Source organism: Paenibacillus sp. FSL k6-2145 (assembly GCF_037976585.1).
In the GTDB taxonomy this organism is placed as follows: domain Bacteria; phylum Bacillota; class Bacilli; order Paenibacillales; family Paenibacillaceae; genus Paenibacillus.
This window is the reverse complement of the sequence record NZ_CP150267.1, coordinates 6,584,933-6,598,402: the sequence shown is the minus strand read 5'-3', so window position 1 is coordinate 6,598,402 and position 13,470 is coordinate 6,584,933. Positions and strand designations below refer to the sequence as shown.

The following is a 13,470-nucleotide window of genomic DNA, read 5'->3' as shown; positions in this document are numbered from 1 at the left end:
GTTTAATTTTCGGGTGTCGGCTATGACATTCGGAGAAGAAAAATACGTTAGATTACCTTATAGAAAAACACAAGCAAGAACGGTAAGCCGGGTTTTTCGTAATGCCTGCAGGCCCGACTTGCTGGAGGGGAAGGTAAGCATGAATTTATGGACTGACAATACGCTGATACGGGTGAACGAATGAAACTATTGGATATTTTCGGGTTGTTAAAAAAGGACATGGATTACATTGAGAAAGAATTGTATCGCAGTGTTCGAGGAGAACAGAAGCTGCTGAGTGAAACGTCACTTCATTTGCTCAAAGCAGGAGGAAAACGGTTACGGCCCGTTTTTGTGTTACTTGGTGGGAAATTTGGTACATATGACATTGAACGTCTGAAGCTGGTTGCGGTTCCGCTGGAACTCATTCATTCGGCATCCCTCGTTCACGATGATGTTATTGATAATGCGGAGACACGCCGAGGTAAACCTACGGTGAAGTCAAAATGGGATAATCGGATTGCCATGTACACTGGAGACTATATCTACGGTAAGGCACTTGAAATGACTGCCGGATTATCCGATCCAGCTATTCATCGTATCCTTGCCAAAGCCATGGTACAGATGTCCATTGGTGAGATGGAGCAAATTCGGGACTTTTTCAATACGGGACAAAGTGTTCGTAATTATCTACTGCGGATTCGCCGCAAAACAGCACTTCTGATTGCGGTTAGCTGTCAGTTAGGGGCATTGGCTACACGTGCGCCTGAGCATGTATCTTCCCTGCTGTATACGTACGGATACAATGTGGGGATGGCTTTTCAGATTCAAGATGATGTACTTGATCTGGTAGGTACCGAGAAACAACTTGGCAAGCCACCTGGCAGTGACATGAAGCAAGGGAATATTACTCTTCCTGTACTTTATGCTCTGGAAGAATCCGATCTGCGGGAACCTTTACTTAAGGAGATTTCCCGTGTCCAGCATGAAGAAGGACGGGCAAGTGCATCGGATGCAATTGGAATGATTCGCCAAAGTCAAGGAATTGCTAAAGCAGAAGCCCTTGCTGACCGATATATGAAGAAAGCGCTCGATGCTCTCGATCAGCTACCTAACATCAAGACGACCAAAAACCTGCGTGATATCGCTCATTTTGTGGTTAAACGTACGCATTAAACTTTGTATGACCTTCGACTCTCGGCTTGCTCATACCCAAAGATGAACAGAACTGTGAGATTCCTCATTGGGAGGATTTGGACATGTATGTTACAATCATAGGGATTGCGTTTACATAGTGATTAACTTTGAACCGTGAGTGAGGAGTGAGCTGATGGATCGTACATTTTTGATGGTGAAGCCGGATGGTGTGCAGCGTGGATTGATCGGTCGAATTATTAGCCGTCTGGAAGACAAAGGATTTAAGTTGGTGGCAGGCAAATTGGTGCAGATGTCTGAGGATCAGGCAAAACGCCATTATGCTGAACATGAGGGCAAACCGTTTTTCGATGATTTGGTTCGTTTTATCACATCTGGGCCTGTATTTGCCATGGTGTGGGAAGGCGACGATATTGTGGCGCTTGCGCGCATCGTCATCGGAAAAACCAATGTGAAGGAAGCAGCTCCGGGTACCATTCGCGGAGACTTCGCCAGCCACACACCACATAATCTGATTCATGGGGCAGATTCACCGGAAAGTGCTTCCCGTGAAGCAGCCAATTTCTTTGCTTCAGATGAACTGGTGGTATACGACAAGAGCATCGCAGCCTGGTTGTAATTATTAGCCAAAAGGGTGATACACGATGCTGGAGCAAGAACAACTACTAGACCCGGATTACACCGGATTCATTCGTAAAATCAAAGAGAGCACAGGCATTGATCTTGCTCAATACAAGGAAGGCCAGATGAAAAGAAGGCTGACCACACTTCGCAACAAAAACGGGTTTCATACATTTTCTAACTTTTTTGATGCTATGCAGAAAGATAAATCATTGTTCTACGAATTCCTTGATCGTATGACGATTAACGTGTCGGAATTCTGGCGTAATCCCAATCGTTGGGAAGTGCTGCGGGACGAGATCCTGCCTGAACTGCTGGGGTCCAAGCGTCGTGCTAAAGTTTGGAGTGCGGCCTGTTCAACAGGTGAAGAACCTTATACACTCGCCATGATTCTGGACACGATGGGTATTTTGAAGGACAGCTCCATTACGGCAAGTGATCTGGATGAAGGTGCATTGGCCAAAGCCAAGGAAGGGCGTTATATGGAACGCTCACTTAAGGATGTGCCAAAGGAAACGGCGAACCGTTACTTCAAGCAGGATGGCTTGGTATACCGTATTGATGAGCAACTCAAAAATTCGATCAAGTTCATGAAACAAAATTTGCTGGTGGACCGTTTTGACGATGGGTACGATCTGATTGTGTGCCGAAATGTCATGATCTATTTTACCGAGGAAGCCAAAAACCTGTTGTATCACAAATTTGCAGCAAGTTTGCGTCCAGGCGGTATTTTGTTTGTGGGCAGTACGGAGCAGATCTTCTCCCCGGGACAATATGGTCTGGAGACAGCAGAGACATTCTTCTATCGGAAAAAATAATGATAATGGTTGTTGAGCCGTCTGAAGCACATGTACATGTGTTCAGGCGGTTATTTGTATACCAAGTACAAGAAAGAGCCGACTTTCTTGTCAAAGCCGGTCAGCTATACTATAATAAGCAAAGAAATTATGGGATTTTAGCAATGTGAAGTTTAACAGTTTAAAGGGGGAACGTATTATGAGTTTACGCTATTTAACCGCAGGGGAGACGCACGGACCCCAATTGACCGCTATTATTGAAGGATTGCCAAGTAATTTGACAATTGATTTTGAAGAACTGAATTTCCAGCTTCACCGCCGCCAAAAGGGATATGGCCGTGGACGCCGGATGCAGATCGAGAAGGATCAGGCGAATTTCGTTGGTGGTATCCGTCATGGATATACAACAGGTGCTCCGGTAGCGCTGGTTGTTCAAAATAACGACTGGAAACATTGGCAGAATATTATGAATATTGAGCCGATTGAAGGCAGTGACGAAGAGAAACGTCGCGTTCATCGTCCTCGTCCCGGACACGCTGATCTGAACGGTGGACTCAAGTATAATCTTAAAGACTTGCGTAACGTACTGGAGCGCTCCAGTGCACGTGAGACAACGGTACGTGTGGCATGTGGTGCCATTGCACGTCAATTCCTGGCTGAATTCGGAATCAAGGTAGCAGGACGTGTACTTCGCATTGGAGAGATCGAAGCTCCGTATCAGGACCTTCCGATTGATGAACTGATCGCTGTGACAGAAGCTTCCTCTGTACGTGTTACGGATGCTGAGACAGAGAAGAAGATGGAAGCCTACATCGACCAGATTAAACAAGAAGGCGATTCCATCGGAGGAATCGTGGAATGTATCGTTGAAGGTGTACCTATTGGTCTTGGTAGTTATGTTCAATACGATCGCAAACTGGATGCACGAATCGCTCAAGGCGTAATGTCCATTAATGCATTCAAAGGTGTAGAGATTGGTATCGGATTCGAAGCCGGAGTCATTCGGGGATCACAGGTGCATGATGAAATCATGCATACGGATGAGCGCGGCTACCACCGGGCAACCAACCGTCTGGGTGGATTCGAAGGTGGTATGACAAACGGTATGCCAGTCGTTGTACGTGGTGTGATGAAGCCGATCCCAACGTTGTATAAGCCACTGCAAAGTGTTGATATTGATACAAAAGAAGCATTTACGGCTCAGGTTGAGCGCTCAGACGCTTGTGCTGTACCAGCAGCGAGTGTGGTTATGGAGCATGTTGTAGCATGGGAAATTGCCAAAGCATTCCTGGAGAAATTCGGTGGGGATTCCATGGAAGAGATCCGTGCGAATGTTGCTAGTTATAACGCTCAACTGGAGAATTACTAATATGCGTCAGCTGACGGTGCAGTTGGAGGAACGCTCATATCCGATTCTGATTGGCAGCGGCCTACTGGCACAAGCCCCTCAATATTTTGAGCAATATGGCTTGACCAAAAAAAGTCCGTTACTCATCATTACAGATGAAAATGTGGCTCCCAAATACTTGTCAGGTTTGGAGCAAACGCTACGTACGGCTGGTTATACAGTCGTATCGGCGGTTGTGCCCTCTGGTGAAACATCGAAATCCCTTTCGGTATACCAGGATATGATGACCGTAGCGATCGAAGGCAAACTGGATCGGAGTTCTGCGATTCTGGCCTTAGGTGGTGGTGTCGTAGGTGATCTGGCTGGCTTTGTTGCCGCTACATATATGCGTGGAATTAAGTTTGTTCAAGTACCTACAACGATTTTGGCGCATGACAGCAGTGTTGGCGGCAAGGTGGCTGTCAATCATCCGCTGGCCAAAAATATGATCGGTGCATTCCACCAGCCCGAGCTTGTACTCTATGATGTGGACACACTTCAATCCTTGCCACCACGAGATGTTTCGGCAGGGTTGTCAGAGATGCTGAAGCACGGGCTGATCCGTGATGAGTCTTTTGCACATTGGTGTGAGGAGCATGCGGAGGAGTTGCTTGCGCTTAATCCGGAAGCACTTGGGTACGGCTTGGAGCGTGGGTGTGGCATTAAGGCAGAGATTGTATCCAGAGACGAACGGGAAAATGGAGAACGTGCGTTGTTGAACCTGGGACATACGATTGGTCATGCCATTGAAGCGATTGCCGGTTATGGAGAATTCCTGCACGGAGAGGCGATCTCGATCGGTATGGCTGGATCAGCATTGCTTGGTGAGAAGCTTGGTGCGCCAGCAGGGCTCTATGAAGATACAGTTCGCATGCTGCGTTCACTTCGCCTTCCAACAACGATGCCTGCACATCTCGACACGGAAGCATTAATGGAAGCGATGATGCATGACAAAAAATTCCGTGAAGGTCATATGGTGTTTATCATTCCTGATCGGATCGGGGCTGCAAGAATTGTGAAGGACGTACCTGTGTCGGCAGTTCGGGACGTCATTGAAATGCTCAGGAAGGGAGAATAACAGCAATGGTCACACGGGGAATTCGCGGGGCTACAACAGTCACGCAGAACAACGAAGAACAGATTTTGAAGGAAACGGCTGTATTGTTGCAGGAGATCGTGGATCGCAATGAGATCCAATCGGAAGATATCTGCAGTGTGTGGATTACGTTAACTGGTGATCTGGATGCTGCTTTCCCGGCAAAAGCTATTCGCCAACTGGATGGCTGGGAACTGGTACCACTGATGTGTGCACTGGAGGTTCCTGTTAAAGGTGCCTTGGCGCAGTGCATTCGTTTCATGGTGCATGTGAATACAAACAAAGCTCAGAATGAAATCAACCATGTGTATCTGAACGGTGCACAGGCATTACGTCCGGATTTGGCGGCACCTTCTGGCTCTTAAGTAGTGGGTTGTCAAACCGATCATAATGATGTATAGTGAGAACCAGTTGAGTAGAGTTGAGATTGAGCTGAGAGCAGCTGAGCTAGTGGAGTATATAGCAGAGTCCAGTGGGTGGTAACCGGGGCAACAGAAACCGGTCAACTGATTCACGGTACGTCGTGCTACGGAATAGGTAACAGGAACAGGGAAAACAAACGTGTCATAGGACATCGTTGTTTTGATATATTTTGGTATAAACACAATCAATGCACTCTCCTATATTTTATGAAATATTGGAATAAGAGTTGAAGTGTTTTAACTGATATATTTTCCCGAATTGGATGATGTGAGATGCATCAATTCAGCGACCTGTGAATAATCCGACAGCGAAGTATAGGGACTTGTTATTTATGAAGCATCACCCTGTTAAATACAGCTTATAACCAAACCTCTACCTGATGGTAGAGGTTTTTTTGTACATATAACCTTTTCTTCTACCCCTATAAGTTCAACTAAACTTTTACACAAAAACGCAGAGGACAGAAATAACGTAAAGAAGCGGAGCGTTCACATTTATCACCGGATTTTCCCTTTAGAAAGGGATCAAAAAAATCTGGGGATAACAGCGATCGGAAGGTTGTTCTGTCATCGAAGTGCTCAGTGTAAACATCTTTAGTTGAACTTACCTAAATCTGAAAGGACGTGATCTGATGATAACGCCAAACGTTAATCAAGTACTGAAAATGTCGAATGAGTATAATCTGATTCCGGTAGTCAAACGGATTCTGGCAGATATGGAGACTCCGATTCGAATATTCCGCCGTTATGCTGACAACGACCGGGCATTCCTGTTGGAAAGTGTAGAGGGGGGGATCCAATGGGCGAGATACTCGTTCATCGGTACAGATCCGTTCCTGATGATTTCGGCCAAGAAGGGTCGGATCGTTGTAGAAGAAGCAGGGAAAACACGTGAATTGCCAGGCAAACCGATCGAAGAACTGAAAGCACTGCTGCGTAAGTATCGCAGCCCAAAAGATGATGAACTGCCACCATTCACAGGTGGGGCAATTGGTTTCTTCGGATATGATCTGCTGTCCTATTATGAGAAACTTCCAGCTCACGCGCTGGATGACCTGAATATGGATGACATTCGCTTTATGTTCTGTGACCAGATTATCGTGTTTGACCATGTGAAGCAGCAGATGCTGCTCGTCGGGAATGTACACGTCAAGGACGGTGCAACGGATGATGAGATACGTCAAGCGTATGCAGTGACTTCGGAGAAGCTGGAGCAGGCCGCAGAACGTTTGCAGCAGCAAGGACCAGGGGAGAACCTGAATCCGCGTTCCATTCCGGGAGACGTGGAACTGGGGGATATTCGCTCCAACCTTACGAAGGAGCAATTTATCGGTAATGTGGAGCAAGCCAAAGATTACATTCGCGCAGGTGATATTTTTCAAGTGGTATTATCCCAGCGTTTCCACATTGATACGGAAGTTTCTCCGCTTCACGTGTATCGTGTGCTTCGGACCCTGAATCCATCACCTTATATGTACTATCTCAAAATGGATGATGAGATTATCGTGGGTACTTCGCCTGAAGCGCTGGTCAAGGTGGACGGAAATCGTGTCGAGACACGTCCGATTGCTGGCACACGTCCAAGGGGAGCAACAGAGGCGGAAGATCGTGCACTTGCTGCTGATCTGCTCCAGGATGAGAAAGAACGCGCAGAGCATCTGATGCTGGTTGATCTGGGTCGTAACGATCTGGGCCGGGTATCCAGCTTCGGCAGTGTGAAGTGTGACATGTTCATGGAGATTGAACGGTATTCTCACGTTATGCACATGGTATCCAACGTTACGGGCGAGCTTAGAGAAGACAAGGATTTCTTCGATGCGTTCCTCTCATGCTTGCCAGCGGGTACCGTATCCGGCGCACCGAAACTGCGAGCAATGGAGATTATCGCGGAGCTGGAGAAAGAAGCACGGGGTGCTTATGCAGGAGCAATCGGATACCTTGGTTTCTCGGGTAACATGGACTCTTGTATTACGATTCGTACGATTATTTTCAAAAAAGGAAAAGCTTATGTACAGGCCGGAGCGGGAATCGTCTGGGATTCTGTGCCTGAGAATGAATATGAGGAAACAGTTAACAAAGCTAAAGCATTGCTCAAGGCGATTCGAACAGCAGAAGCCATGTTTCCTGCCAAAGAAAAGGACAGCACGTTGAGACTGGCGAATGCAGACTACTTTGTCACACCAACGGCCGCTAAGTACTGAGAGAGGAGAGACCGGAGATGAACATAAACCCAATAATGAATGAGAAACCTGTAACCCCCATTGCTGAGATTACTCGTGAGGAAGGCATGAAGAATGGCCTGGCGAAGATTTTGGAGGGCAGCCATCTGGAACAAGCCGAAGCAAGAGATTTGATGTACTCGATCATGAGAGGTGAGGCAACGCCGGCTCAAATCGGAGGTTTGCTGATGGCGCTGCGGATGAAGGGGGAAACGGTGGATGAGATCACCGGTTTTGCTGAAGCCATGCGTGGTCAGGGCGGACGAATTCTAACGGATGGCAGCGGCTTGCTGGACACTTGTGGAACAGGTGGATCGGGTATTCACAAATTCAACATTTCCACAGCATCCGCCATTATTGCTTCGGCCGTCTCGGTTCGTGTCGCCAAACATGGCAACCGTTCAGCTTCAGGTAAAGCGGGTAGTGCAGATGTATTAGAGGCACTGGGTGTAAATATCCATCTGAACGGGGAGCAGGCCAGACAATGTCTGGATGATATCGGAATCTGCTTCTGTTTTGCCCAGGTATATCACCCTTCCATGCGACATGCGGCAGGACCAAGAAAAGAGCTGGGTGTTCGTACCATTTTTAATATGCTCGGACCATTAACCAATCCTGCGGGAGCAGATCGCCAATTGCTTGGTCTGTATGATCGTTCCCGGACGCCGATGATTGCTGAAGTACTGAATCGTCTTGGTCTCAAAAGAGCGTTGGTCGTGGCCAGCCATGATGGTCTGGACGAAATCAGCATCTCGGCGCCAACTCAGGTATCTGAACTTCGCAATGGGGAAGTGCACACCTACGATATCGATCCACGTGATATGGGGTTGTCTCTGCATCCGCTCGAAGCGGTACTTGGAGGAGATGCGGCACAGAATGCCGAAATTATTAAAAGGATCTTCCAGGGTGAGCAGAGTGCCTATCGCGATGTCGTTCTGTTGAACGCCGGAGCGTGCATCTATGTATCCGGTCTTGCAGATAGCATTGCTGAAGGGGTGACACTTGCCGCAGAAGCGGTAGATTCGGGCAAAGCTGCCGGGAAGCTTGAACAGTTAATTCATACAACGGAGGCGTACAGTCATGTATCTTGATCGAATCGTTGCAACCAAACATAAAGAAGTTGAAGTTCTGGCACAAACATTTCGCATGGATGAAGCTATCCAAAAAATCGAACAACTACCCGCAACCCGGGGGTTTGAACAAGCACTATCGAGCGGACGTAATCGCAAACTCGGCCTTATTGCTGAAGTGAAGAAAGCTTCACCATCCAAAGGGTTAATTCGTCCGGATTTTCATCCGGTAGAGATTGCTGCTGCTTATGAGCGAGCGGGTGCAGACTGCATCTCCGTATTAACGGATGTGTCGTATTTTCAAGGCAGCAACGAGTACTTGCAGGCTATTCATCAGGCGGTGAACATTCCGCTGTTACGCAAGGATTTTATTATAGATGAACGACAGATTGCCGAGGCAAGATTGCTGGGGGCGGATGCGATATTGCTGATTGCCAGCATTCTGACACCTGAACAGATTCGTCAATATCTGGAATTTGCCAAAAGTTTGGGGCTGGATGCCTTGATTGAAGTCCACGATCGAACAGAACTGGAGCAGGTATTGGAGATTCCGCAGGCAACACTTGTAGGCATCAACAATCGTAATTTGAAAACATTCGAAACCAGTCTGAACACGACACTGGATTTGATGGAATTGATTCCAAGTGGTGTTACCTTGATTAGCGAAAGTGGTATTGACGGACCAGAATCAACAGTACCTCTGATCCAGGCCGGTGTTCATGGTATTCTCGTAGGTGAGCATCTCATGCGCAAGGATGATGTCGAGGCGGCTGTATATGATCTGATGGGACCCAAATGATGAATACTTCCATACACGATGGCACAGGTGACAGTATGTCAGAACTGAGAAACCCGCTGCCAGCGGCCGTAAAAATATGTGGACTTCAGGACGTTGAAGTGCTAAAATCGATGATAAACTTGCCTGTGGATTACATTGGTGTTGTTTTTGCCAAATCACGCCGCCGAATCGAACCCGAGCAGGCTGCTGCATTAAGAACGGTGTTGTTCGAATGGTCTGCCTATGATCGGCCGAAGCTTGCGGGTGTATTTGTGAATCCTACGCTCGAAGAACTGGAACACATTATGGAGATTGCTCAGCTGGATGTTATTCAACTGCATGGACAGGAGACTGCGGAATTTTGCCAGCAGGTGAAGCAGCGGTGGAATGCCAAAGTGTTCAAAGTTTTTTCTTTTCCCAAAGATGAAACGGGGCCGGAAGCTGATGATGCAGCCATAAGGGCTCTTGATACTTACGATAAATTCGTGGATGCGATATTGCTTGATACCCATGATCCTCTATATGGAGGGGGCTCCGGGAAAACGTTTGCCTGGGAGCGAATCCCTGCCTATGCTGAATGGGCGAAAAGTCACGAAATTGCTCTGTTCGTTGCAGGAGGGTTGCAGCCGGACAATGTACAACAACTAATACAGACATATGCACCTTTCGGCGTCGATGTATCCAGCGGCGTGGAGACTGAAGGTGTGAAGGATATGGCCAAAATTACAGCATTCGTAGAAAGGGTGAAGCAGGCATGACACATCAATTGCCGGATCAACACGGGCGTTTCGGTCACTTCGGAGGCCGCTTTGTACCTGAGACACTAATGAACGCACTTATTGAGTTGGAGGAGGCATATAGCCACTTCTCTGAAGATGAGGAATTTAACAAGGAACTGAACTATCTGCTAAGCGAGTATTCTGGACGTGAAACGCCATTGTATCATGCAGAGCAATTGTCACGCCGATTGGGCGGACCGAAAATTTATCTGAAACGTGAAGATCTCAATCATACAGGCGCGCACAAAATTAATAATGCGATTGGACAAGGTTTGCTCGCCAAACGGATGGGCAAAAAGAAAGTTATTGCCGAAACGGGTGCAGGTCAACATGGCGTTGCAACGGCTACCGTAGCCGCATTGCTTGGATTGGAATGCAAAGTATTTATGGGCGAAGAAGATACAGAGCGTCAGCAGTTAAACGTATTTCGGATGAAGCTGCTTGGAGCAGAAGTGATTCCGGTGACGTCTGGAACACGGACATTGAAGGATGCTGGTAATGAAGCGCTTCGCTACTGGGTCAGCAATGTGGAGGATACGTTCTATGTGCTTGGATCAGTGGTTGGTCCTCATCCATATCCGATGATGGTGCGGAATTTCCAACGTGTGATTGGTGATGAGACCCGTCGTCAGATTCAGGAGATCGAAGGACGTTTGCCGGATGTAATTGTAGCCGCTGTTGGTGGAGGAAGTAATGCGATTGGTATGTTCTATCCATTTATCGGTGATCAGGATGTGAAGCTTGTTGGTGTTGAAGCCGCAGGCAAAGGGGTCGAAACCGAGTATCACGCTGCGACGATGACCAAAGGTACGCATGGTGTATTCCAGGGATCTATGAGTTACCTGTTGCAGGATGAGTATGGACAGGTTCAGCCAGCGCATTCCATCTCGGCCGGACTTGATTATCCGGGTGTTGGTCCGGAGCATTCCTATCTCAAGGATATTGAACGGGCAAAATATGTACCGATCACGGATCAGGAAGCACTGGATGCCCTGCAACTCCTATGTCGGACGGAAGGAATCATTCCTGCTCTGGAGTCTGCACATGCGGTAGCTCAAGTTGTCAAACTGGCGCCTGAACTTACAGCAGATGATATTGTAGTCATTTGTCTGTCGGGACGTGGAGACAAGGATGTTGAATCGATCATGAAATACACGGGAGGTGACTTGGGATGAATCTGATGGACCAGACCTTCCAGCAATTGAAGGAACAGAATCGCACGGCACTTATTCCATTCTTAACCGTGGGAGACCCGGATGTGGATACAACGATTGATATCATCAAGGAGCTTGAAGAGGCTGGAGCGGACATTTTGGAATTGGGTGTTCCCTATTCCGATCCGCTTGCAGATGGACCAGTCATTCAGCGCGCTTCCGAACGTGCGCTGAAAAGCCAAATTACCATTCGTACTGTTATGGAAACTGCAGCAAAAGCTCGTAAGGCAGGTGTGAAACTGCCGTTTGTACTGTTCACCTATTATAATCCGGTATTGCAGACAGGACTGGATGTATTCTTTGATGAATTGGTCAAACACGATATTAGTGGCATGATCATTCCGGACCTGCCGATTGAGGAAGCGGAAGAGATGCGTGAACGCGCAAATCGTGCTGGTGTGCATCTGGTGCCGCTTGTTGCACCTACATCTAATGCCCGGATTGAGCGGATTGTAACGGGAGCGAGTGGCTTTATCTATTGTGTATCATCCCTTGGGGTAACCGGAGAGAGAGCTTCTTTCTTTGATGGCGTAGAAAGCTTCATTGAGACGGTGAAAAGTCTGACAGACCTCCCTGTAGCGGTAGGTTTTGGTATCTCCAGTCATGAGCAGGTGGCCCATTTCTCCAGCATCTGCGATGGCGTTGTGGTAGGTAGTGCCATTGTTCGTCAGGTGGAAGATGCGATTCCTCTGCTTGAAAATCCGGATACGCGTGCAGCGGGACTGTTGCAAATTCGCAACTTTGTGGCACAATTAAAGGGATAGAGATGTCCTGAAAGGACATCTTTTGGACACGTGAGGTGCAGGCTGATTCGTGTCTAACATTATTTCAATAACAGGAGGCGGTCGGGTTGAAACCGAAATCCCAGATTGTCAATCTGCCTGTGTACCAGCCGGGCAAACCGATTGAAGAAGTGAAACGCGAACTGGGGCTTGAACAAGTCATCAAGCTGGCCTCCAACGAAAACCCGTACGGCAGTTCTCCTGCCGCCCTGGAAGCCATTACGAGAGAAATGACTAATATAAGCATATACCCAGACGGTAGCTCGGTTGAGCTGACGGGAGTTCTTGCCAAGCATCTTGGCGTTGAACGGAACAACTTAATATTTGGTTGTGGTTCCGATGAGATTATTGCTTTGATCACAAGAGCTTTCTTCTTGCCGGGTGACGAGACCATCATGGCAGATCAGACATTCTCCGTATATAAAAGCAATGCAGATATTGAGGGGGCCGTGACCATAGAAGTGCCTCTGAAAGATGGCACGCATGATCTGAGCGCGATGCTCGCGCAAATTAACGACAAAACCAAAGCAGTATGGGTATGTAATCCCAATAATCCGACAGGTACGATTATCTCCGAGCAGGAGCTTATAGCCTTTATGGACCGTGTGCCTGCTCATGTGATGGTCATACTGGACGAAGCTTATTATGAATTCGTAACCGATGAAGCATACCCGCAGAGCGTACCATTGATCGAACGGTATCCGAACTTGGTCATACTGCGGACATTCTCCAAAATTTACGGTTTGGCTTCGCTCCGGATCGGGTACGGCATTGCACGTCCCGAAATTATTGATTTGATTAACCGTGTACGTGAACCGTTTAACACCTCCCGTTTTGGACAGGTTGCGGCAACCGCTGCACTACTGGATCAGGATTTTGTTCAAGAGTGCTCGAAGCGGAATGCAACGGATCGGGATTACCTGCAAAATGAATTTACACGGCTCGGATTGTCGTATTTCCCTTCACAGGGTAATTTCATTATGGTTGACCTGGATATGCCTTCAGCAATTGCGTTCCAATCCTTGCTCAAACAAGGCATTATCGTTCGCCCAGGATTCCACGTATACCCAACTTACATTCGTGTGTCCGTCGGAACATCAGAACAGAACCGTGCATTTGTCACGGCACTGGAGAACACGCTGGCTGAGAAGGCGGTAGCACGCCCTTAATA

The 13,470-nt window shown here is 47.7% G+C and carries 13 protein-coding genes; all 13 read left to right on the top strand.

The window, feature by feature from the left end:
* Positions 1-180: 180 nt before the first annotated feature.
* The 13 genes from NZ043_RS29155 (at position 181) to hisC (ending at position 13,468) form a co-directional block, all read left to right on the top strand.
* Complete coding sequence (locus NZ043_RS29155; protein ID WP_017687703.1) at positions 181-1,155, top strand: polyprenyl synthetase family protein; 975 nt, start codon at positions 181-183, stop codon at positions 1,153-1,155.
* Positions 1,156-1,309: 154 nt separating this feature from the next.
* Entirely contained in the window at positions 1,310-1,753 is a 444-nt protein-coding gene (gene ndk, locus NZ043_RS29150) for a nucleoside-diphosphate kinase (protein ID WP_017687704.1), read from the top strand.
* A 25-nt stretch (positions 1,754-1,778) separates the two neighbouring features.
* The gene (locus NZ043_RS29145; protein WP_091028937.1) at positions 1,779-2,573 is read left to right on the top strand and encodes a protein-glutamate O-methyltransferase CheR; all 795 of its coding nucleotides are present in this window, start codon (positions 1,779-1,781) and stop codon (positions 2,571-2,573) included.
* Positions 2,574-2,751: 178 nt separating this feature from the next.
* Positions 2,752-3,921, top strand: coding sequence for a chorismate synthase (gene aroC / locus NZ043_RS29140; RefSeq protein ID WP_017687707.1), 1,170 nt, complete (start codon positions 2,752-2,754; stop codon positions 3,919-3,921).
* A 1-nt stretch (position 3,922) separates the two neighbouring features.
* Positions 3,923-5,017, top strand: coding sequence for a 3-dehydroquinate synthase (gene aroB, locus NZ043_RS29135; RefSeq protein WP_133385341.1), 1,095 nt, complete (start codon positions 3,923-3,925; stop codon positions 5,015-5,017).
* A 5-nt stretch (positions 5,018-5,022) separates the two neighbouring features.
* Complete coding sequence (gene aroH, locus NZ043_RS29130; protein WP_133385340.1) at positions 5,023-5,400, top strand: chorismate mutase; 378 nt, start codon at positions 5,023-5,025, stop codon at positions 5,398-5,400.
* 689 nt (positions 5,401-6,089) lie between these two features.
* Positions 6,090-7,658 carry an anthranilate synthase component I gene (gene trpE / locus NZ043_RS29125; protein ID WP_133385339.1) on the top strand — a complete coding sequence of 523 codons (1,569 nt, stop codon included), beginning with the start codon at positions 6,090-6,092 and terminating at the stop codon, positions 7,656-7,658.
* Between the two features lie 68 nt (positions 7,659-7,726).
* Positions 7,727-8,767 carry an anthranilate phosphoribosyltransferase gene (gene trpD, locus NZ043_RS29120; protein WP_091034830.1) on the top strand — a complete coding sequence of 347 codons (1,041 nt, stop codon included), beginning with the start codon at positions 7,727-7,729 and terminating at the stop codon, positions 8,765-8,767.
* Positions 8,757-9,545 carry an indole-3-glycerol phosphate synthase TrpC gene (trpC, locus tag NZ043_RS29115; RefSeq protein ID WP_076250003.1) on the top strand — a complete coding sequence of 263 codons (789 nt, stop codon included), beginning with the start codon at positions 8,757-8,759 and terminating at the stop codon, positions 9,543-9,545. The genes trpD and trpC overlap by 11 nt, the downstream gene beginning before the upstream one ends.
* A 35-nt stretch (positions 9,546-9,580) precedes the next feature.
* Positions 9,581-10,282 (top strand): phosphoribosylanthranilate isomerase, encoded by a 702-nt coding sequence (locus NZ043_RS29110; protein WP_091034832.1) that lies wholly within the window; start codon positions 9,581-9,583, stop codon positions 10,280-10,282.
* Positions 10,279-11,478: a tryptophan synthase subunit beta gene (gene trpB / locus NZ043_RS29105; protein WP_017687714.1), complete on the top strand. Its 1,200-nt coding sequence runs from the start codon at positions 10,279-10,281 to the stop codon at positions 11,476-11,478. Before NZ043_RS29110 ends, trpB begins: the two co-directional genes overlap by 4 nt.
* The gene (trpA, locus tag NZ043_RS29100; protein WP_339309909.1) at positions 11,475-12,281 is read left to right on the top strand and encodes a tryptophan synthase subunit alpha; all 807 of its coding nucleotides are present in this window, start codon (positions 11,475-11,477) and stop codon (positions 12,279-12,281) included. Before trpB ends, trpA begins: the two co-directional genes overlap by 4 nt.
* An 86-nt stretch (positions 12,282-12,367) precedes the next feature.
* Positions 12,368-13,468 (top strand): histidinol-phosphate transaminase, encoded by a 1,101-nt coding sequence (gene hisC / locus NZ043_RS29095; protein WP_133385337.1) that lies wholly within the window; start codon positions 12,368-12,370, stop codon positions 13,466-13,468.
* Positions 13,469-13,470: the final 2 nt, after the last annotated feature.